At 63.6% G+C, this 20,012-nt stretch carries 19 protein-coding genes; 8 read left to right on the forward strand and 11 right to left on the reverse strand.

The genetic code is table 11. The features are described 5' to 3' along the window. Positions 1-100: 100 nt before the first annotated feature. The 5 genes from QRN59_RS19400 to QRN59_RS19420 all read right to left on the reverse strand — a co-directional run bounded on the left by QRN59_RS19400 (position 101) and on the right by QRN59_RS19420 (position 4,328). Positions 101-1,018 carry an ABC transporter substrate-binding protein gene (locus QRN59_RS19400; protein ID WP_284984090.1) on the reverse strand — a complete coding sequence of 306 codons (918 nt, stop codon included), beginning with the start codon at positions 1,016-1,018 and terminating at the stop codon, positions 101-103. Positions 1,019-1,121: 103 nt separating this feature from the next. After that, the gene (locus QRN59_RS19405; protein WP_284984091.1) at positions 1,122-1,850 is read right to left on the reverse strand and encodes an ABC transporter permease; all 729 of its coding nucleotides are present in this window, start codon (positions 1,848-1,850) and stop codon (positions 1,122-1,124) included. Further along, positions 1,847-2,497: an ABC transporter permease gene (locus QRN59_RS19410; RefSeq protein ID WP_284984092.1), complete on the reverse strand. Its 651-nt coding sequence runs from the start codon at positions 2,495-2,497 to the stop codon at positions 1,847-1,849. The genes QRN59_RS19405 and QRN59_RS19410 overlap by 4 nt, the downstream gene beginning before the upstream one ends. Further along, on the reverse strand, positions 2,494-3,600 hold the full coding sequence (locus QRN59_RS19415) for an ABC transporter ATP-binding protein (RefSeq protein ID WP_284984093.1): 1,107 nt from the start codon (positions 3,598-3,600) through the stop codon (positions 2,494-2,496). The genes QRN59_RS19410 and QRN59_RS19415 overlap by 4 nt, the downstream gene beginning before the upstream one ends. Continuing rightward, entirely contained in the window at positions 3,597-4,328 is a 732-nt protein-coding gene (locus tag QRN59_RS19420) for an IclR family transcriptional regulator (RefSeq protein ID WP_502871093.1), read from the reverse strand. Before QRN59_RS19420 ends, QRN59_RS19415 begins: the two co-directional genes overlap by 4 nt. A 201-nt stretch (positions 4,329-4,529) precedes the next feature. Between QRN59_RS19420 and QRN59_RS19425 the strand changes: the two genes are divergently transcribed. Further along, positions 4,530-5,729 carry an allantoate amidohydrolase gene (locus tag QRN59_RS19425; protein ID WP_284984095.1) on the forward strand — a complete coding sequence of 400 codons (1,200 nt, stop codon included), beginning with the start codon at positions 4,530-4,532 and terminating at the stop codon, positions 5,727-5,729. Next, positions 5,726-7,081 (forward strand): formimidoylglutamate deiminase, encoded by a 1,356-nt coding sequence (locus tag QRN59_RS19430; RefSeq protein ID WP_284984097.1) that lies wholly within the window; start codon positions 5,726-5,728, stop codon positions 7,079-7,081. The genes QRN59_RS19425 and QRN59_RS19430 overlap by 4 nt, the downstream gene beginning before the upstream one ends. A 168-nt stretch (positions 7,082-7,249) precedes the next feature. On the opposite strand, the gene QRN59_RS19435 is transcribed toward QRN59_RS19430, so the two are convergent. Together QRN59_RS19435 and QRN59_RS19440 are read right to left on the reverse strand one after the other, a co-directional pair. Beyond that, positions 7,250-7,723: a sensor histidine kinase gene (locus QRN59_RS19435; RefSeq protein WP_284984099.1), complete on the reverse strand. Its 474-nt coding sequence runs from the start codon at positions 7,721-7,723 to the stop codon at positions 7,250-7,252. 142 nt (positions 7,724-7,865) lie between these two features. Then, positions 7,866-8,702, reverse strand: coding sequence for an alpha/beta fold hydrolase (locus QRN59_RS19440; RefSeq protein WP_284984101.1), 837 nt, complete (start codon positions 8,700-8,702; stop codon positions 7,866-7,868). A 164-nt stretch (positions 8,703-8,866) separates the two neighbouring features. Between QRN59_RS19440 and QRN59_RS19445 the strand changes: the two genes are divergently transcribed. The 6 genes from QRN59_RS19445 (at position 8,867) to QRN59_RS19470 (ending at position 15,389) form a co-directional block, all read left to right on the forward strand. After that, the gene (locus QRN59_RS19445) at positions 8,867-10,600 is read left to right on the forward strand and encodes an ABC transporter ATP-binding protein (protein ID WP_284984183.1); all 1,734 of its coding nucleotides are present in this window, start codon (positions 8,867-8,869) and stop codon (positions 10,598-10,600) included. Next, on the forward strand, positions 10,597-12,567 hold the full coding sequence (locus QRN59_RS19450) for an ABC transporter ATP-binding protein (RefSeq protein WP_284984102.1): 1,971 nt from the start codon (positions 10,597-10,599) through the stop codon (positions 12,565-12,567). Before QRN59_RS19445 ends, QRN59_RS19450 begins: the two co-directional genes overlap by 4 nt. A 170-nt stretch (positions 12,568-12,737) precedes the next feature. Further along, on the forward strand, positions 12,738-13,571 hold the full coding sequence (locus QRN59_RS19455; protein ID WP_284984104.1) for a DUF559 domain-containing protein: 834 nt from the start codon (positions 12,738-12,740) through the stop codon (positions 13,569-13,571). 153 nt (positions 13,572-13,724) lie between these two features. Then, positions 13,725-14,486, forward strand: coding sequence for a formylglycine-generating enzyme family protein (locus QRN59_RS19460; protein WP_284984106.1), 762 nt, complete (start codon positions 13,725-13,727; stop codon positions 14,484-14,486). 56 nt (positions 14,487-14,542) lie between these two features. Then, positions 14,543-14,875: an ArsR/SmtB family transcription factor gene (locus QRN59_RS19465; protein ID WP_284984108.1), complete on the forward strand. Its 333-nt coding sequence runs from the start codon at positions 14,543-14,545 to the stop codon at positions 14,873-14,875. Positions 14,876-14,888: 13 nt separating this feature from the next. Beyond that, entirely contained in the window at positions 14,889-15,389 is a 501-nt protein-coding gene (locus QRN59_RS19470; RefSeq protein ID WP_284984109.1) for an SRPBCC family protein, read from the forward strand. 92 nt (positions 15,390-15,481) lie between these two features. On the opposite strand, the gene QRN59_RS19475 is transcribed toward QRN59_RS19470, so the two are convergent. From QRN59_RS19475 to QRN59_RS19490, 4 genes are all read right to left on the reverse strand, one after another. Beyond that, positions 15,482-15,694, reverse strand: a complete 213-nt coding sequence (locus tag QRN59_RS19475; RefSeq protein ID WP_284984110.1) for a hypothetical protein — start codon at positions 15,692-15,694, stop codon at positions 15,482-15,484. A gap of 148 nt (positions 15,695-15,842) precedes the next feature. After that, complete coding sequence (locus QRN59_RS19480) at positions 15,843-16,730, reverse strand: N-acetylglucosamine kinase (protein ID WP_284984111.1); 888 nt, start codon at positions 16,728-16,730, stop codon at positions 15,843-15,845. Then, positions 16,730-17,806, reverse strand: coding sequence for a glycoside hydrolase family 130 protein (locus QRN59_RS19485; protein ID WP_284984112.1), 1,077 nt, complete (start codon positions 17,804-17,806; stop codon positions 16,730-16,732). The genes QRN59_RS19480 and QRN59_RS19485 overlap by 1 nt, the downstream gene beginning before the upstream one ends. Before the next feature lie 109 nt (positions 17,807-17,915). Next, on the reverse strand, positions 17,916-20,012 hold the full coding sequence (locus QRN59_RS19490; RefSeq protein WP_284984113.1) for a hypothetical protein: 2,097 nt from the start codon (positions 20,010-20,012) through the stop codon (positions 17,916-17,918).

A 20,012-nucleotide genomic window follows, 5' to 3' on the forward strand; every position in this document is an offset into this window, starting at 1 on the left:
TGCCGCGCGCGGCCCGGACAGGACGGGCTCCGGTAGTGAAATCGGCGGATGCCATTCTTTGTACTCCTCAGTCTTCTGGTCTAGTTGCTTCTTGCTCGAACTAGGCCAGGTTCTTGGACTTGAGCCAGTCCTGGGCGATCTGTCCCATGTCCTCGAACTTGGCCGTCCTGCCGTTCATCTGGATCAGGTCATCGGTGGTCAACGCGGCGGACACCTTGTCCAGCACGCTCTTGACGGTGTCGCTGGCCTTCTTCTGGTTGATGACCGGAACGATGTTCTCGGACAAGAACAGGTTCTTGTTGTCTTCGAGGGCAACCAGGTTGTTGGCAGCGATTGCGGGATCGGTGCTGAAAAGGTCGGCAACCTGTACTTGACCGGAAAGGAGAGCGTTCAGCGTCAGTGGGCCGCCGGCGTCGAGCGCTGAGAATTCCTTGAAGTCGAGGTTGTAGACCGACTTCAGGCCGGCAACACCATTAATACGGGTCTTCCACTCCGGCGGGCCGCCGAGAACGAGATCCTTGGCAGCAGGCTGGAGGTCGCTGATGGACTTGAGGTTGTACTTGTCGGCGGTTTCCTTCTTGACTGCCAACACGTCCTTGTCCTGTGCCTTGGATGCTGTCAGCTGGGTGAGCCCGGACGGGATCTTGGTGCTCAGCTCTTTCGTGACTTCATCCGAGGTGACCGCTTTGGTGGAGGCATCAAGGTACTGCAACAGGGCCCCGCCATATTCCGGCATGAGGTCGATGGAACCGTCCTTCAGTGCGGGGATGGTGACTTCGCGGCTGCCGATGCTGGGCTTTTCCGTGACCTGGACGCCCTTGGCTTTGAGGGCCTCGGCGTAGATCTTCGCGATGAGCTGGCTTTCCGGGAAGTCCGCTGAGCCCACGATGATGCTGTCCGTCGATCCTGCGGCCTGGGAATTGTTGTTGGTGGAACTCATGGGATCCCCACCGCCACAAGCGCTCAGGGCGATGGCGGTGGCTGCCGCCAGGGCGAAACCAGTCAGGTACTTTTTCATGTCAATCTCTCTTGGAGGGCCGTTGCAGGGCATGCGGTGGCCAAGTTGGGGTGTATTGCTGCCGTCGGGCACGGCGCCCGACGAGCATGAACGGGGTACGGAGCTAGACCGTGACGGGGGTTTTCACGGTGTCGGACGTAGCGGCCGGGGCGGCCGCCTTGACGGTGCGCCGGGTCAGTCCGGGTGAGACGACCCTGCGGGTAATGAAGGCGAGCAATTGGTCGAAGAACAGGGCCAACAGCGCAACGAGTACGGCGCCGGCAACCATCTGGCTGTAGTCGTTCTGTGCTTTGCCGTCGATCAGCAGCCGTCCGAGGCCGCCGAGCGAAATGTACGCCGCGATGGTCGCCGTCGAGATGATCTGCAGCAGTGCGCTGCGGACGCCGGACAGCATAAGCGGGAGCGAGCAAGGGAGCTGGATGTCCGTGAGGATTTTCATGGTGCGGAAGCCCATGCCCTTGGCGGCGTCGACGGCGGCAGCGTCCACCGCGCGGACGCCGGCGTAGGTGTTGGTCAGGATCGGTGGGACCGCGAGGAGCACCAGAACTATGAGGCTCGGCAGGATGTAGCCCATCTTGGACGGGAAAGCGGGCGAGATCAGCAGGACCAAGAGGATCAGCAGGCCCACGCTGGGGAGGGCGCGGAGTGCGTTGGCCAGGCCTGCGATCATGAAGACGCCCTTGCCCGTGACTCCGATGTAGATGCCGAGCGGAACTGCGATGATGGCCGCGACGACCAAGGCGATGAGGGAGTAGAGGAGGTGCTCACCGATCAAGGTGGGGATGCCGTCGGCACCGCTCCAATGCGCGGGATTGAACAAGTAGTTGATCATGATGCCACCACCTTGGGGGTCCACGGTGTCAGCCACCGGTTGAGGAGGATGATCAGTCCATCAAGGACCATGGCCAGGACCACGCAGAGGATGATGCCGGCGATGATCGGGGTGAAGAACCGCAACTGGAAGCCTTGGGTGAAGAGCGAGCCGAGCTGCGGGATGCCTAGCAACGCTGCCACGGAAACGAGGCTCACGTTGGAGACCGCCGCGACGCGGAGTCCGGCGCTGATGACGGGGACGCCTACGGGCAGCTCCACTTTCACCAGGCTCTGATACCCGCGGTAGCCCATGGCCTTGGCGGCTTGGACGGTGTCTTCCGGGACGGAATCCAGGGCATCAGCCACTACGCGGACCAGCAGCGCCACGGTGTAGATGGTCAAAGCTGCCACGATGTTGAGCGGGTCCAGGATCTTGGTGCCAAGGACCAGCGGCAGCAGGACGAACAGGGCGAGGGAAGGGACCGTGTACAGCAGGCCCGCCACGCCCACCAGAAGGGGGTAGATCCGGCGGCTACGGTGTGCCCACCAGCCAAGCGGGAGTGCGATCAGCAGGCCCAGGATGAGGGGCGTGACGGCGAGCAGCACGTGCCAGCCAAGGAGGAACACGATGTTGTCGGACTGGCGGCCCAGCCATTCAAAGTTCATCGCGCCGTCTCCAGGTGCGGCTCGGCCTCGATCGCCTTGACGACGTCGGTGGCCGTCACTGTGCCGATGAGCTCGCCGTGTTCATTGACGACGACGCCGCGACGGCTCGGGGAGGAAAGTGCGGCGTCGAGCAACTGACGCATGGTCCCGGACGATGATGCGGAGGTGCCGCTGAGGTTAAGGTGCTCCCTCTTGAGTTCGCCGCGAATGAGATCCGCTTGTGCCCAGCCGAGCGGTTTCCGTCCGCCGTCGACCACCAGCACCCAGGCTCCTGTGGCCTTGCTTTGTGCCTCGGCGGCAGAGGCGCCAAGGGTGACGACAGCTTCTTCGGCAACAGCTACCGTGCCGGCCGCGTTGGTGAAACCGAGGGAACGATAGCCACGGTCACGTCCGACGAAGTCGGCCACGAATTCGTCAGCAGGGGAGGTCAGCAGTTCCGACGGGGTCGCCATCTGGGCGAGTTTTCCGCCGACGCGCATCACGGCAACCTGGTCGCCGAGCTTGAGGGCCTCGTCGATGTCGTGGGTGACCATGATGATGGTCTTGCCGATCTCTCGCTGCAGCCGGAGGAACTCCTCCTGGAGCTGCGCGCGGACCACGGGGTCAACCGCGCTGAAGGGTTCGTCCATGAGCATGAAGGACGGATCCGAAGCCAAAGCCCGGGCCACGCCGACGCGCTGCTGCTGTCCGCCGGAGAGCTGCCACGGGTAGCGCTTGGCGAAGCTCGCAGGGAGTCCGACGCGCTCCATGAGTTCGAGGGCTTTCATGCGGGCCTTCTGCCTGCTCTCGCCGAGCAGCACGGGCATCGTTGCCACGTTGTCGACGATGGTGCGGTGCGGGAAGAGGCCTGCGTGCTGGATGACGTAGCCGATCCGGCGCCGCAGCAAGGCCGCGTCCATGCCGGACGTCGGCTGGTCATCGAGGTAGATGGTACCGCTGGTGGGTTCGATGAGGCGGTTGATCATCCTCAGCGAAGTGGTCTTGCCACATCCGGATGGGCCAACCAGGATGGTCAACTTGCCGGTGGGCGCCTCGAGGTTCAGGCCGTCGACGGCGACCGTCCCGTCCGGGTACGCCTTGGTGACATTTTCGAACTTGATCATTTCTTTTCCATGCTTTCCTGGGGCACTTCATGGTCTCCGGAGGGTTCCACGAGGATGCTGTTCGCCACCCTCGCCAGTTCCTCGCCAAATGTCTGGGCCTTCGCTTCGTCCAAGCGGTAGCTCGGTGCGACGATGCTGAGGGCTGCCACGGTGCGGCCGCCGATCACAATGGGTGCGGCGACGGCCGTGATGTCGTCTTCGACGCCGCTTCGCACGATGGCGAAGCCGCGGCCGTTCTGCCCGCCGGTGAGGACCTTGCCAGCGGCCGATCCTTCCAGCGGAATGCTCCTGCCGACCCAGCTGGTGTGCCGGACAGAGCGGGTACCTTCGACGATGGCAATGTAGATTCCGGTTTCCCCAGGACCGGGAATGCTCAAATAGCAGGACTCGCCCGTTTCAGCCACGAGCCGCTTCATGTGTGGCGTGCAGAGCGATACGAGGGACTCCTGTCCCAACGCGAGGGCTCCCAATTGGATCACGCTGGCGCCGGGACGGAAGTTTCCGCCCGGATCCCGCTTCACGAATCCACTGCCTTCCAAGGTGCGGAGGAGACGGAGTGCGGTGCTGGCCGACAAGTCAACAACGCGTGCTGCGTCGCTCAGGCTGATGGAGCCATCGGTGCAGACCGCGCTCAGGAGGGCCAAAGCCCTTTCGACCGTCCGTGTGGAGGAATCTGCTGCCACTGCTTGGCCTGCTTTCAAGTGGTCTGGATCACCATGTCTTGCCACTAAGTAAAAATCAACTTTCATCGGATGGCAATAGTTTTGTGGAAATTGTCTGAAGTTCCGGGATTTGAGACATCCTGTGACGTCAGGGTGTATCGGTAGTGTTTCGGGCCGGTTAATTGTCGTGTTTCTACGTTCAGGGTCTTGTCATTGGGTGGCATGTGGTTTTTACTTGGTGGCAGTCTTCATTAATCGGAGGAACACGTGGAAACCGTCAATCAGCTCCTTGACTCAATCAAGGACGTGGGCCGCGATGCGGTCCGCGGAGGATACTCCAGGGCGGTCTATTCGACGCCCGAGCTCGACCTCAGGCAGTGGTTCATCGAGCAAGCCCAACGGAGGGGCCTTCGGGTCGAGACCGACCGGAACGGCATTATCTGGGCCTGGTGGGGAAAACCCCAGGACGGCGCCCTCGTCACAGGAAGCCACCTGGACTCCGTCCCCGGAGGAGGGGCCTTCGACGGGCCGCTCGGCGTCGCCTCCGCCCTCGCCGCCGTCGACATCCTCGTTTCCCGCGGTCTTGAGCCGGGGCGTTCCCTGGCCATCACGGTCTTCCCGGAAGAGGAAGGATCCCGCTTTGGCGTGGCCTGCCTGGGCTCGCGCCTATTGACCGGCGCCATCGACGTCGACAAGGCGCTGAACCTTCGCGACGTGGACGGCAACACTTTCGCCGACGTCGCCCGTCGCAATGGTCTGGATCCCCGGCACGTCGGCCCCGATCCGGAAGCCTTGGCTCGAATCGGCGACTTCGTCGAACTCCACGTCGAACAGGGGAAGGGGCTGGGCCAAAGCGGCCCGGCCATCGCCGTCGGAAGCTCCATCCTGGGCCATGGCCGCTGGAAGCTGAGCGTCAGCGGCCAAGGCAACCACGCCGGGACCACGCTCATGACCGACCGTGCCGATCCGATGGTCGCGGCCGCGCAGATCGTCGTCGCCGTCCGTGACACCGCGGCGAAGCAGCCGGATGCGCGGGCCACGGTCGGTCGCTTGACCCCGGTTCCCGGGGGCACCAACGTGATTGCCTCGCGCGTGGATCTGTGGCTTGACGCTCGCCATCCCGACGACGCCGTGACGGCACAACTGATCGAATCGATCTACCGTGCGGCCCGGGAAATCGCGGCGAGCGAGGGATGCACCGTCAGCCTCACCGAGGAGTCCTACAGCGACACCGTGCATTTTGATTCCGCCCTCAGCAGACGCATCGGCGAGCTCCTGCCCGGCGCGCCGGTGCTGGCAACCGGCGCCGGGCATGACGCCGGAGTCTTGGCTGGACATGTCCCCTCGGCGATGCTTTTCGTCCGCAACCCGAGCGGAATCTCGCATTCCCCGGAAGAATACGTGGCCGACGAGGACGCCTCAGCCGGCGCCGCGGCCCTTGCCGACGTTCTGGAGGGACTCCTGTGAGCGGGTTCTGGTGCGAAACGGCCTTGGTAAACCCCGACGGCGGCAGCGCCGGCGGCGCGGTTGCAGCCACCGGTGTTCGGCTGGAAGTGCGCGAGGGCCGCATCGCCGGGATCTCTACAGCGGTCCAGCCCGAGACGGGTGACCGAATCTTGAACGGTGTGGTCTTCCCCGCCGCGGCCAACGCCCATTCGCACGCTTTTCACCGGATCCTGCGCGGGCGGACGCATGATGGACGCGGTGACTTCTGGGTCTGGCGGGAGCAAATGTATCGGAGCGCGGCGGAACTGACACCGGAGAAATACGAGAAGCTCGCTACGGCAGTCTTCACTGAAATGGTGGTGTCGGGCTTCAGCAGCGTGGCCGAGTTCCACTACGTCCACCACCAGCGAGAAGGAACGCCTTACCCGGAGCCGCACGCGATGGAATTGGCGTTGGCGAGGGCGGCCGTGGCGGCCGGGATCCGTCTGACCTTGCTGGACACCTTGTATCTTGCGGGAGGGATCGGGACACCGCTGAGCCCGGAACAGGCACGGTTTGGCGACGCCGATACCCAGGCTTGGTTGGACCGGCTCGCTTCACTGCGGGCAGAGGTAGTGCGGACCTTTCCGCCGGAAATGGTTGGCGTGGGAGCGGCCCTGCATTCCGTCCGCGGAGTGCCCGAGGAGGCACTCAAGACCGTCGCGCGGCAACTGCCTGCCGACATTCCGCTCCACATCCACCTCAGCGAACAACCGGCTGAGAACGAGGCCTGCCTGCGGGCTTACGGAGTCACCCCCACCGGACTTCTTGCCCGGCACGGCCTGCTGTCCCGGCGGCTCTCCGCCGTCCATGCGACCCACCTGACGCCGGAAGACATCCAGCTCCTCGGGGACGCGGGCGCCACCGTGGTGATGTGTCCCAGCACCGAAGCCGACCTCGCCGACGGGATCGGACCAGCTCGCGCCTTGTCCGACGCCGGCTCAACCATCGCGCTGGGCACCGACCAACACGCCGTGATCGATCCCTGGGTCGAAATGCGCGCTTTGGAACACGGAGAACGCCTCGGCTCCGGCCAACGGGGCAGGTTCTCACCTCGGGAACTGCTGCACGCGGCCACCATCGGAGCAACGGCTTCCATGGCTACACCCATAGGGTCTGCGCTTGAGGTAGGTGCGGTGTGCGACCTCATGGCCGTGGCTCCGGACTCGGTGCGGACAGCCGGTTCCATGCCGCAGCAGTTCGCGTTCAGCGCGACGGCGAGCGACGTCACCGCCGTCGTGATCGCTGGCGAACTGGTGGCCTCCGACGGCGTCCACGTGCGGCTGGGTTCTCCGGGCGGGCTGCTCACAGAGGCATTGAAGGAGTTCTCCTAAGGCGATTTCCTCAGGTGTCATGTCTCAGGCGTCACGCTGAGCACGTTTTTGGAGGCGCGGCACCTGGATCGGCCCGGAATTCCCGGTCGGAGGGAGGTTGGAGCGACCAAAAAGGTGCGTGGCGTGACGACGACGGCGGGGCCCGCCGCCGTCGGGCATCGGCAGTTATCAGTCGAGTGGCAAAGTGACGGTTACGCAGGTTCCGTTGCCTGGACTGGAGACGACGGAGACGTCCCCGCCCACTTCGCTGACGGCGATGGACATGAGGCGGAGACCGAATCCGTGGTGTGCGCCGGCGGGCGTTGCCTGGTTGTCGAAGCCGGCGCCGTTGTCCGTGACTGTCAGCCGGATCCCGTGGTAAACGGCGGCGAGCCGGACGGTGACGTCGTGGGCGTGCGCGAACTTGAACGCGTTGCTGAGGACTTCCTTGGCGGCGTGGTAGAGCAAGGAAGCGGAGCCGGACGAGATTTCGACACCATGGTGCGGTGTCTCCCAGTGGATTTCGGTCCCTTGTCGGCGGAGCGGCGCGGCCAATCGGTCGATGCAGCCCGCGAGCCCCAGAGTATGGAAGTCAACGGGTTGCTGATCGGTGATCACGCCATTGATGGCGGTAACCTCGTCCAGGGCTGTGGTTGTCTTCATGGCCGTTCCTGCTCCCCTTGCAGCTTTGGTGCTTTCGCCGGCGGGTGGGTTCCGCCTGTGCTTGCATTAAGACTGGACCAGAGGAGTTAAGGTTCCCGCGATATTCAGTTAGTTTCGTCCTAATTTTTTGTCAGGAATCTCCCTACTTTGCGAGGAATCCGAGCAAGGCCTGGTTGACCTCAGCGCCATGCGTCCACAGCAAGCCGTGCGGCGCGCCGTCGATCTCCACATACTCGGCGCCGGGGAGAGCCTCTGCGAACCGCCGGCCGGTGACGTCGATGGGGAGGATGTTGTCCGCGGTGCCGTGCACGATCAAGGCGGGCACGTCGATCTTGGGGATGTCGGCGCGGAAATCGGTGAGCCACGTGGGCTGCGCGGCCACCGCGGCGTAGGCACCTGACTGGGCTGCCAGGTTCCAGCTGGCGGTGACTGCTTCATGGCTCAGGCGGTGCGTTCCGAGGAAAGTGGAGGCGTTGTAGAAGTTGTTGAAGAATTCGGTGAAGAAAGCGTAGCGATCGGAAATGACGGCTTCGGAAAGTCCGTCGAACACCGACTGCGGGACGCCTCCGGGGTTGTCCTCGGTCTGAAGGAGGAACGGCTCCAAGGACGAAAGGAACACGGCCTTCGCCACCCGGCCCGAGCCATAAGTGCCAAGGTAGCGGGCCACTTCGCCTGTACCCATCGAGAAGCCCACCAGTACGGCGTCGTTGAGATTCAGTGCTTCCAGAAGCGTGTTCAGGTCCGCGGCGAAGGTGTCGTAGTCGTAGCCGACGGTCGGCTTGCCGGACTTGCCGAAGCCGCGGCGGTCGTAGGTGACGACGCGGTAGCCGGCGTTGAGCAGTGCGGCGGTCTGCTTTTCCCAGGACGAACCATCCAGGGGATAGCCGTGGATAAGGACCACTGCCTGGCCGGTCCCGTGGTCTTCGTAGTAGATCTCGATCTCGGTGCTGTTTTCATTTCCGACGGTGATGTAAGCCATGACTACGGTCCTTTCGTAGCGGATCTTGCCGAGCGTTTCCAGCCTACTGTCCGAGTACGACGGCGGCACGCATCCCGCTACGCTTCGCCCTGAGGGAAAGCCCTAGTTGCCCCCAGCAACCAGTCGTAGACTGGCCTTCGAATCACTACGTGAGTTGGAGAACGATGCTCTGGAAACTTCTCGTTCAGTATCTGCGGCCACATCGGCGGCTGCTGATCGCCGTCGTCATTTTCCAGTTGGCGCAGTCCATCGCGTCGCTGTACCTGCCCACACTGAATGCGGACATCATTGACGAAGGCGTGGCCAAGGGGGATACCGGGTACATCCTGGGCACCGGCAGCCTCATGTTGCTCATCACCCTCCTGCAGATCGCGTGTTCGATCACGGCTGTGTACTTCGGCGCGAAAGCCGCCATGGGCCTGGGGCGGGACTTGCGCGGCGCTATTTTCACGAGGGTGGGGGAGTTCTCCGAGCAGGAGGTCACCCGCTTCGGTGCGCCGTCGCTGATCACGCGTTCAACCAACGACGTGCAGCAGGTCCAGCAGCTCGTCCTGATGTCCTGCACGCTCATGGTTGCGGCGCCCATGCTCAGCATCGGTGGGGTGATCATGGCGGTCCGGCAGGATGCCCAGTTGTCCTGGCTGATTGCCGTGAGCGTCCCCGTATTGCTCGTTGCTGTGGGCCTCATTGTGAGCCGGATGGTGCCGTTGTTCCGCAAGATGCAGGTCCGGATCGACACCGTGAACCGCGTGCTCCGCGAACAGTTGGCAGGCATCCGCGTGGTGCGCGCGTTCGTGCGCGAGGACATGGAGACAGAACGCTTCGCCTCGGCCAACCAGGACGTCACGGAGATGGCGCTGCGCGCCGGGCGGCTCATGGCCCTCATGTTTCCGGTAGTGATGCTGGTGCTCAACGTCTCCAGCGTGGCCGTGATCTGGTTCGGGTCGTTCCGGATCGACGACGGTTCCATGCAGGTAGGCACGTTGATCGCCTTCCTGAGCTACCTCATGCAGATCCTCATGTCCGTCATGATGGCGACGTTCATGGCCGTCATGATCCCGCGCGCTGCTGTTTCGGCGGACCGCATCGGGCAGGTGCTGGAGACCCAATCGAGCGTGCGGCCTCCCGAGAATCCAGTGACGGAGACCGCCGGCCGCGGCGAGCTGGAATTGCTCGACGTCGGATTCGCCTACCCAGGTGCCGAGCAGCCCGTCCTGAGCGGCATCAGCTTCCGGGCACGCGCAGGGCAGACGACGGCGATCATCGGCAGCACGGGCGCGGGCAAGACTACCTTGGTGAATTTGCTGCCACGGCTATTCGACGCGAGCAGCGGCTCGGTGCGGATCGACGACGTCGACGTCCGCGAACTGCACCCGGACCTTTTGTGGGGGCACATTGGTCTGGTCCCGCAAAAGCCCTACCTGTTCTCCGGCACGGTGCGCAGCAACCTCCTCTACGGCAAGCCCGACGCCACGGAGGAAGAACTGTGGCGGGCGCTTTCTATCGCCCAGGCCCAGGACTTCGTCGAGGAGATGGAGGGCGGCCTTGATGCTCCGATCTCGCAGGGCGGCACCAACGTTTCCGGCGGACAACGCCAGCGACTCGCCATCGCGCGGGCACTCGTGAAGCAGCCCGAGCTCTACATCTTCGACGACTCCTTCTCATCGTTGGACACGGCCACCGACGCCAGGCTCCGCCAGGCACTCAAGCGCCACACTTCGGGCGCCACCATGGTCATCATTGCGCAGCGGGTATCCAGCATCGCGGATGCTGAGCAGATTTTAGTGCTCGACGACGGGCGGCTGGTGGGGCGCGGAACCCACGACGAGTTGTTGGAGACTTCAGAAACGTACCGTGAGATAGTTTCCTCGCAACTGGCAGCGGAGGAGGCGGCATGAGCAGCGCACCCAGTACCGCCAACCGCCCGCAGCGTCCCCCGATGGGGCCAGGCCGCGGCGGACCCTTCGCCGGAATGAGCATCCCGGCCGAAAAAGCCATGAACTTCCTGCCCTCGGCCAAGCGTCTCCTGGGCACGCTGCGGCCCGAGCGCTTGTGGCTGACCCTGGTACTCTTCCTCGCCGTCGCGAGCGTGACCCTATCTGTGATCGGCCCCCGGCTCCTGGGCCAAGGCACCAACCTGATCTTCGCCGGCGTTGTCTCCAAGCAACTTCCGGCCGGGGTGAGCAAGGAACAGGTCATCGAGGGATTGCGCGCTTCCGGCCAGGGCTCCAAAGCGGACATGTTGAAAGGCATGGACCTGACTCCCGGCATCGGAATCGACTTCGGGGCGTTGTCCTCGATCCTGCTGTGGGTGCTGGTCTTGTATGTCCTGGCCTCAGCGTTCGGCTGGATTCAGGCGTACGTGCTCAACGGCGTCGTGCAGCGGACGGTGTACCGGCTCCGCGAACAGATCGAAGCGAAAATCAACCGGCTTCCGCTGCGCTATTTCGATTCGGTGCAGCGCGGCGAGCTGCTCAGCCGCGTGACCAACGACGTCGACAACATTTCGCAAAGCCTCCAACAGTCCATCAGCCAGGCGGTCACGTCCCTGCTCACGGTGGCCGGCGTCATCCTCATGATGTTCCTGCTCTCGCCGATTCTGGCGTTTATCACCCTGGTCACGGTGCCGTTGACGCTGGTGACCACCGTGCTGATTGCCAAGCGCTCGCAGAAGCTGTTCGTGGCCCAGTGGAAGAACACCGGCGAGCTGAACGGGCAGATCGAAGAAACCTACACCGGCCACGCGCTCGTAAAGGTGTTCGGCCGCCAGCGTGAAGTTGAGGAGCGGTTCCGCGAGAAAAATGCAGAGTTGTTCTCGGCCAGCTTCGGCGCCCAGTTCATCAGCGGCTTGATCATGCCGGCACTGACATTCATCGGCAACCTGGTCTATGTCGGGATCGCCGTGGTGGGTGGCCTGCAGGTAGCCTCCGGTGCCATGCAGTTGGGCGATGTCCAGGCCTTCATCCAGTACTCCCGGCAGTTCACGCAGCCCCTGGCCCAGCTTGGTTCAATGGCCAATCTGCTCCAGTCGGGTGTCGCGTCCGCGGAACGCGTCTTCTCGCTGCTCGATACCGAAGAGCAAAGCGCTGATCCTGAGCCCTCGGCTGTTCCCGAAGTGACGCGCGGGCGCTTGGTGTTCGAGAACATTTCCTTCTCCTACTCGGCGGACAAGCCGCTGATCCAGGATCTGAGCCTGGTAGCCGAACCCGGCCAGTCTGTGGCGATCGTCGGACCCACTGGAGCAGGCAAGACCACCCTTGTGAACCTCATGATGCGCTTCTACGAGCTCGACGCCGGGCGGATAACGCTCGACGGCGTCGACGTCGCCTCGATGTCCCGCTACGAGCTGCGCTCGCGGATGGGCATGGTCCTCCAGGACACGTGGCTCTTCGGCGGGACCATCCGGGACAACATCGCATATGGACGGCCCGATGCCACCGAAGCCGAGATTCTGGAGGCCGCGCAAGCAACGTACGTGGACCGTTTTGTGCACTCCCTCCCTGAGGGCTACGACACAGTGCTCGACGACGAAGGCAGCAACGTTTCCGCCGGTGAGAAGCAGCTGCTCACCATCGCCCGTGCGTTCCTGGCCCGTCCGTCAGTCTTGATTCTGGACGAGGCCACGAGCTCCGTGGACACCCGGACCGAGGTTCTGGTTCAGAAAGCCATGAATGCCCTGCGTTCTGACCGGACGAGCTTTGTGATCGCGCACCGCCTCTCCACGATCCGCGACGCCAACCTCATCCTGGTGATGGAAGCCGGCCAGATCGTGGAACAAGGCACCCATGCGGAACTGCTGGCCTCGGGTGGGGCCTATTCAAGGCTGTATGAAGCCCAGTTCGCGGCGCCGGTGGCTGAGGTCTAGGAATCTGTCACGCCGGGCAACTTTTTGGCCCCTTGGGTCAGGGAGAAGCCCGGAAATCCGGGTTGTTGGTGGTGGCCGGCAGCTAAAAACGTGCCAGGCGTGACGTTTGGTTTTGCACATAGGGCGTGCCGAGGGTGACGCAGACCTGCCGGGGCCCGCACGATGGCTATATGGATGTTGAAAAGGCGCTTGACCTCTGTGGGGGTGTGGCGCGAAGGCCCGTGCTGGCGCGTCTTGGCATCACCGACGGCCAGCTGAGGAGTGCGGTCCGCCGCGGTGTGGAACAACCGGCGCGCGGCGTCTACGCGCTGGCTTCGGCATCCGTCGCCGATGTTGCCCTTGTCCGGAACCGCCAAATACGGACCTGCGTCAGTGCGGCCCCGTTCTACGGCTTGTGGGTTATTGACCAGTCCGGGCCGTTGCACGTACACCAGAGGCGCAACCAAGGTGCCTGCGACGTCCTGCATCACGGTGGTTTGCTGCTCCCCGCGCATCCGCACAGACCAGTGGTTTCCCTGGCAGATGTCCTGATCCATGCATTGCGCTGCCTGCCCTGGCAGGAATCCTTGGTCATGGTGGAGTGTGCAGTGGCCCGGGGTGACATGACAGTGGGATTCCTGCGGGAGCGGCTGCCGGGAAAGCGAAACGGCAAGGCACGCGAGGTTCTACGCTGGGTGGATCGCGGGGCTGACTCGATGCTCGAGACGCTGGCCCGGACCTACTTCCGGAGGGCCGGAATCCACGTCCAGCCACAGTTCTATCTCGACGGCGTGGGCTACATGGATCTGTTGCTGGACGGTTGGCTTTTGGTGGAACTCGACGGTCGTCACCATGCGGATTGGCGGCAGGTAAAGAAAGACCATCGCCGTACCAACTCGTCCGTGGTTCAGGGCTATACCGTGCTTCGTTACTACTACTCGGACGTGGTCCATGAAGCGGAAGCCATGGTTGCGGAGGTTGTTGCGGTCCTTGGCCGCGGAAAAATTGCCCGTCCGGCCGCGTAGTTGTGTCACGCCGGGCAACTTTTTGGGGCCTTGGGTCCGGCAGAGCCCCGGAAATCCAGGAGCTCGGATGCCAGCCGCGGCCAAAAGCCTGCCTCGCGTGACACTCGCTGTTACGGGGTGAGGTGAAGAGAGCGCGGACTAGGCTTGGATCCCATGGATATCAAGCCGCCAGAGCTCCTCAGCCTTCCGGGTGGCCACATTGAACTCCGCGATGCACGTAGCGGCCGCACCAATCAGGCGGACCTTGTTGCCTTCGAGATTGGAAGGACTGCAGTAACGCGGGCAGAATTCACCGCAACCGCCGGACGCGAGCTGACGGACCCACGGAGTCCAGCACACGGCGTCACCTGGTTCGAGGCCATCGATTGGTGCAACGCGGCGTCTGAAGCGGAAGGTCTCGGCCCGGTATATGCGCGATCGGGCCGGAGCGTCGAATGGAACGTCGGGGCCAACGGCTACCGGCTCCCCACCGAGGCGGAATGGGAGTATGCCTGCCGCGCCGGATCAGGTGGCCCGCACTATGGTCCGCTCAACGAGATTGCATGGACGGCGAAGGATGGGCTGCCCGGGCCCAGCGACGTGGCGTTAAAGGCTCCCAACGGGTTCGGCGACTACGACACGCTCGGCAATGTCTGGGAGTGGTGCTGGGATTATGCGGATCCGGCCAGATACGGAGACTACAGGGTATTCCGTGGCGGTGGCTGGGCTGACGAAGCCTGGAATGTGCGTGCGTCGGTACGGCGGGGTAGTGCTCCCGATGCCGGCCTGGAGGATGTGGGTTTCCGGTTGGCGCGCGGCGCCTGTGGTGTTCCAGGTGCAAGCTCCGGGCAGGGTTGGTCCGCCGAATCCGATCGGGAGCGGGCCAAAGTGCGAGGCCCGATTCCCTTCGGTTGGACTCCGCTGAAGTTCGACTAAGTGCGATTATCCATAGCCGTTGACTCCGCTCCGCCATCGGCATATCCTACAACCAAATGGTTGTAGATCAGCACAGTGAAACCGAAATTGACCGCCTCTTCCAGGCGTTTTCCGATGCCACGCGCCGGGACATTGTCCGTCGGGTGACGGTCGGGGAGTATTCGGTGTCCGGCTTGGCAGCCCTCTACGCCATGAGTTTTGCCGCCGTTCAGAAGCACGTGGCGGTGTTGGAGCGCGCCTCCCTTGTAACGAAGGAGAAGCGTGGAAGGGAGCAGATCGTGCGGGGCAACCATGATGGCTTGCAGAAAGCCCGTCAGCTGCTCGATGAGTACGAGGCGATCTGGCGGCAGCGCGTCGATCGGATCGCAGACATCCTCGCCGAAAAATAGGAAGGGTTCCGCAATGACGGTTATCAGTTCCACCAAGAATCCCGAAGCGTTGAGCTTGACGCTCGTCGCCGAGTTCGATGCCAGCCCCGAACAGGTCTGGCAAATCTGGGAAGACCCACGCCAGCTTGAGCGCTGGTGGGGTCCACCCACTTGGCCCGCGACGTTCGAACAGTTCGAGTTCGAGCCGGGCGGGAAGGCCAGCTATTACATGACCGGTCCCGACGGCGAGAAAGCCGGCGGCTGGTGGCGCATCACAGCCGTCCAAGCTCCGAACAGGCTGGAGTTCGACGACGGCTTTGCCGACGAAAACGGAGCTCCCGTCGAGGAGATCGGGGCCGGCCATGCGACCGTGACCCTAGAAGAGATCGACGGCGACCGCACCCGCATGACCATCCTGTCCACCTTCGAATCAGAAGAGCAGATGAAGAAGATGATCGACATGGGTATGGAAGAGGGAATGCAGGAGGCGGCCGGCCAAATCGACGCGCTCCTTTCCGAGCACTCCCGCGCCTGACATGCCCGGCGCGGGGTGAACGCACCCCGGATACGCGAACGACGGCGGGAGGTGACTCCCGCCGTCGTCGCTTTGCGTCCGAAAGGGCGCTGTTACAGGGAGTGGGCGTCGAACGCGGTGGCCTTGGCCGCGCTGCCGTTGAGGCTGACGGTGAAGGTGTTGGGCCCGCTGCAGGTGACCGCGATGCTGGACTTGGAGGTGTTGTGCCGCACGGAGAAGTCGTGCACCAGCGCATCCAGCGTGTGGTGGGTGGTTGAGCGGTCCCAAATCTTGAGGGTTACGGAGTCGGCAGTTTCAAACGTCATTGTTCAGTGCTTCCATTCATGAATCCGGATATCCGGCTATCGCGCCAATGCGAAAGCCGCCGTACAGCTTTTCCATAGTGCACAGCGAGGCACGGACTGCTCAAGCCAGAACGGCGTTTGTTGCTAGTGAGACTCATCACAGCGGTGTCTAATGGGATGCGAGTTGCAGTGCGCCGAAGACCGGATCCCGGGTGAGGACCTGCAAAGTGTCGATGCCACGTGAGGCAAGGGCTATCCGCATGGCTGCCTGTAATGGGGGCTGGTTCATGCCTAGACCTCCGCCGAGGACGATCGGTCCCTCGATGTTGAGTTGCCCCGCGCACTTCGCCGCCAAGGAGGCAAGATCGGTACCTGCCTGGAGGATCATGTCCAAGGAAGCGGTATGCCCCGCGGCCGCGCACTCAAACACAATCGGTGATTTGGAAGCCCAAAACTCGCGCCCCGCGTCGCCATGGAAAAGGGCAATCAAACCCTCCGGACCGAGGAGTCCACAAGATTTCAAAAGCGCTTTCGTCAGCGCGTCGGGGCGTAGCCCGTTGTTCATGCGCTCAAGGCTGTACCTCACCGCTTCGCGACCGAACCAGTAACCGCTGCCTTCGTCGCCAAGCAAGTAACCCCAGCCGCCCGCGCGCGCTTGATCCTCGCCGTTGGTGCCCCAGGCCGCCGATCCGGTGCCGGCGATCACGGCGATTCCAGTGCTGCATCCTGCGGCAGCCAACAGAAGGCGCGTGTCATGGACAACGGAGACGACAGCGTCGGGAGCCAACGGCTGGATCAGTTCCTTCAGTGCGTTCGCGTCTTCGGCGGTGTCGATCCCTCCGGAACCAACCACCACCCGTGCAACGGACCCGCCCTGGAGGGTGGCGAAGACACCCTCCAGGGTGGTGCGGGCTTGGGTGCGGCTCACGTTCTGGACGTTTGCGCTGCCGGCCGAAGTATCTGCAACAGCAGTGCCATCCAACCATTTGATGCCGCGCGTCTTTGAACCTCCGATGTCCAGACCTACGACTGCGCCGATGGCGCCCGGGTGTGGCACTAGCTCGGGTCCGCGCGGTAGAAGTACATCTCCCGCGATCCCGAAGGGGCATCCCAGCCTTGGGCGAACATCCAGCTTCCGCCGAACTTGAGGAGTCCGCCCCACGCCAGCGAGCCACCTCTGTGCATCGCCTTCTGGGTGAAGGGCTGGTTCACGTCATAGAGCGCCTGCGCGGCGGAGAATTGGCCGTCCGCGTCGCCGTAGAAGAAGTCCAGCACCAGCTTGCCGCCGTCGACCTCGCCGTCGCTGTCGTCAACAATGGCGCAGGCCACTTCGTGCAGTGACCCGCCCAGCGGCCCAAGGTCCAGGTACTCCTGGGGTTCAAACGTCCAGTTCACCATGTCGGCGGAGCGTCCCACATGGGTGGTTCCGCCGCAGCCCTCGGACAGATACATGAGATAGTGGCCACCGATCTTGACGGCTTCGCCCCGGGCGTTTCGGGGGATGACGGCCCCCTTGGCCCAGAACCGTGAAACCTCGTAAGGGACAGCCAGGCCGAGCTTTTCCCAACGGATCAAGTCGTCGGACACTGCAACATTGATGTCGCAGCCTACATCGCCAAGGGGATAGACATCCGGGTCCTGGCCAGCCTGCTCCTCGCTGCGGTCGATCGTCCAGATCCCGTTGTAGAACATGTAGTAGCGGCCGTTGGCCTGGTACACCTTGGGATCTTCGCAGCCAAGGATCTCATTGTCCTGGGTAGGGTAGATCACTGGATTGGAGGGGTTGTCCTGCCACCCGGTTTCGGGATCGTAGACGGCGACGCCGATACGGCTGGAGACCGATTCCTTGCGCGGGGATGCGCGGTAGAAGAGGTAGAGCTTGCCGTCGCGCTCCATGACGGAGGGATTGAAGATTGAATCCGCGGTCCAGCCGATGCCTGTCGGATCGGCCCAGTCCTGGACTTGCCGGAACGTCAGGGAATTGTCCTTGCGGAACGGGCCCACAGCCCATTCCGGGTGCTCGGGATACTCCGCGGAAAACTGGTCGGTGGAAATGGTGTCGGTCAGCGGATTGCTGAACGTGAGTGCTCCCTCGTAGCTGTGGAACAGGGCTTCTTTGGTGATTTTCTGCATGGGTTCTTCCTGTGGCGATGGGGACTTGCGAAGGCTGGGAGCCGGTGGCGTGGGCCCACACCGGCGAGGGCCCCGGCCTGAGCTTGCGAAGGCTGGGAGCCGGTGGGGACTAGTTGCGGACCAGGGTCACCCAGGTGAACCCACCCGGGGCTACAGTGACGCGGCCGGAGTGGTCTGCGCCGTTCTGGTCTGGACCTGGTGTGACGGGCTGGCCGGAAGCGTCAAAGGCCTGCTGGCTCAAATGGAACCCTTGGGGCATGTCCACTTTTCGCTCGATGCTTCCCGGGGCTGCACTAATGTACAGCGTTGATTGGCCCCCGGAACCGGAGACTGACACCGAGGAGATCTGCGGCTGCAGCAGCACACCGTCGATCGACGCGTCGCTTCCGGCCTTGGCGGTCACGCTGCCCTGGCCCCCTGGTATTGCGTGGTCAAGGGAGATGGGGAGGAGCTTGCCCGGAGCTGCCGTGATGCCTTGCTCGCCCGCGCCACCGTTGGGCGTGGTGCCCAGGAAAGTGCTCCCGGAAGTCCACGACGTCGTTCCGGCGGCTTCGGGGCGCTCGTTCACGATCGGGTACGCATTGCGTGCCTGCTCCGATACCGGGACCGGGATCTTCAGGGTGCCACCCGCGTTGAGGGCGACGTATGCGCCGCCGGACCAGTTCGCCTCACCGGTCCATGCGGAGGCAGGCTTGACCACTGCACCGCCGGTGATGGTTCCGGATTCGGCTTCGGCCACCTTGAGCCCGTCTGTCCCCACGGTGCTGCTGATCCCCAGGGCCTTGGCCTTGAGCTCCGGATTGGCATCCAAAGCGAGCATGGACAACAACGTGTGGATGGTGGATTCCGCCCCGGAGTTAGGGTTGACGCGGCCGTCGGTTTCGATGCCGTCGATCGCCGTGCCGGTTGCAGGGTTGTAGGCAGGCTTTCCACTGCGGTTGGCACCGAAGTACCAGCCGGCAGCAACTGCTGCGACGTCCAGCAGCCCGGGAGCATTCGCCGCCTTGGCGGTCGCCACGAGTCCTTCAACCCGCGAGTCCACGCCGTAGGCTATCTGCGCCTCACCCGGGGTAGGGCTCCAGGCATTGTCCGGTCCGCCTGCGGCAAGGAGTTGCGGAGTGAATTGGGCGGAGTCCTTGACCGCTGCCGTCAGCAGATCGGGGCGATGCAGCAACGGGGACGCGTTCGCGACGGCGGCCGCGGCCATTCCGCCCCAAGCGTGCCACAGGGTTCGGGACTGGTTCCACGGAAGAATCGCGCCAAAGGGCCACTGCTGAACAGATCCCGAGGACATCGCGGCGATGCCTTCGGTGAGCTGGTTCAGCGCGGTGGCGGCAGCGCCGTCGTCGGGCGCCGCCTTTGAGTAGGCGGAGAGTCCGAGCACGGCTTCCGCCGAGGCATCCGCCCCTCCGGTGATCAGCCAGGCTGGGACCTTGGCGCCGTCGGCAACGTCGTACTTGCCGTACTTGGCGAGGGACTGTTTGTTCACGGACCCGACGGCGAGGTCCAGCCTGGACTGCAGGAACGCTGCAAACTGGGGATCGGCAGACTTGAACGCCGCATACCCTTCGCCGAGCGCCCACACAGTCCGGGCAAGCCAATAGGACTCGGCTGAATCGCTGGGGTCTGGAAGTTCCACCGGCTTGGCACTCGGCGTGAGTGTGCCATCGGCTTGCTGCCACAAGACCACGTTGCCGGCGTTGGGGCCGGAAGACGTCTGCAAATATGTCAGCTCGCGCAGCACGTCGAAGGCGCGGGTGCGGCTCGAGGCGTCGCCGGTCTGCTGCCAATGGCGCAAGTAGACGACGGCGGTGCGCGCAATGTCGTCCGCGTTGAAGGCCCCCTGGCTCCAGTAGCCTGTGGCCGGGTCCTTGGAACCTCCGCCTACCCGCGTGTAGCTGCCGTCGGAATTCTTGTTGGCATACGTCCACGGTGCTTGTGCTGCGGGATGTTCACCGATCTGGTACGTCGTGTGGCCATCCACAGCGTGAAGAGGCACCGTGTCGAGCAGGAAATTCAGGTGGGACAGATTGGTCAACGGTGCCGACGCCGTGGCCAGTGCCTGCGACGCAGCGGGCTGCGTCGCCGTACCTTGGGCCGGCTGTGCCGCTGAGGCAACCCCCGCCCCGGCCAGGAGCATCGACAGCGTTGCAACAACTGCGACCGGGGCGGATTTCAGCCGTGGACTAACAAGAGAAGGTGTCAT

The organism is Arthrobacter sp. efr-133-TYG-118, assembly GCF_030209755.1.
Classification (GTDB): domain Bacteria; phylum Actinomycetota; class Actinomycetes; order Actinomycetales; family Micrococcaceae; genus Arthrobacter.

Excerpts from the sequence above, each read along its gene's own strand:
- QRN59_RS19400 (WP_284984090.1), bottom strand. The coding sequence starts at position 1,018 with ATGAAAAAGTACCTGACTGGTTTCGCCCTGGCGGCAGCCACCGCCATC.
- QRN59_RS19405 (WP_284984091.1), bottom strand. The coding sequence starts at position 1,850 with ATGATCAACTACTTGTTCAATCCCGCGCATTGGAGCGGTGCCGACGGC.
- QRN59_RS19410 (WP_284984092.1), bottom strand. The coding sequence starts at position 2,497 with ATGAACTTTGAATGGCTGGGCCGCCAGTCCGACAACATCGTGTTCCTC.
- QRN59_RS19415 (WP_284984093.1), bottom strand. The coding sequence starts at position 3,600 with ATGATCAAGTTCGAAAATGTCACCAAGGCGTACCCGGACGGGACGGTC.
- QRN59_RS19435 (WP_284984099.1), bottom strand. The coding sequence starts at position 7,723 with ATGAAGACAACCACAGCCCTGGACGAGGTTACCGCCATCAATGGCGTG.
- QRN59_RS19440 (WP_284984101.1), bottom strand. The coding sequence starts at position 8,702 with ATGGCTTACATCACCGTCGGAAATGAAAACAGCACCGAGATCGAGATC.
- QRN59_RS19445 (WP_284984183.1), top strand. The coding sequence starts at position 8,867 with ATGCTCTGGAAACTTCTCGTTCAGTATCTGCGGCCACATCGGCGGCTG.
- QRN59_RS19450 (WP_284984102.1), top strand. The coding sequence starts at position 10,597 with ATGAGCAGCGCACCCAGTACCGCCAACCGCCCGCAGCGTCCCCCGATG.
- QRN59_RS19455 (WP_284984104.1), top strand. The coding sequence starts at position 12,738 with ATGGATGTTGAAAAGGCGCTTGACCTCTGTGGGGGTGTGGCGCGAAGG.
- QRN59_RS19460 (WP_284984106.1), top strand. The coding sequence starts at position 13,725 with ATGGATATCAAGCCGCCAGAGCTCCTCAGCCTTCCGGGTGGCCACATT.
- QRN59_RS19465 (WP_284984108.1), top strand. The coding sequence starts at position 14,543 with ATGGTTGTAGATCAGCACAGTGAAACCGAAATTGACCGCCTCTTCCAG.
- QRN59_RS19470 (WP_284984109.1), top strand. The coding sequence starts at position 14,889 with ATGACGGTTATCAGTTCCACCAAGAATCCCGAAGCGTTGAGCTTGACG.
- QRN59_RS19475 (WP_284984110.1), bottom strand. The coding sequence starts at position 15,694 with ATGACGTTTGAAACTGCCGACTCCGTAACCCTCAAGATTTGGGACCGC.
- QRN59_RS19485 (WP_284984112.1), bottom strand. The coding sequence starts at position 17,806 with ATGCAGAAAATCACCAAAGAAGCCCTGTTCCACAGCTACGAGGGAGCA.
- QRN59_RS19490 (WP_284984113.1), bottom strand. The coding sequence starts at position 20,012 with ATGACACCTTCTCTTGTTAGTCCACGGCTGAAATCCGCCCCGGTCGCA.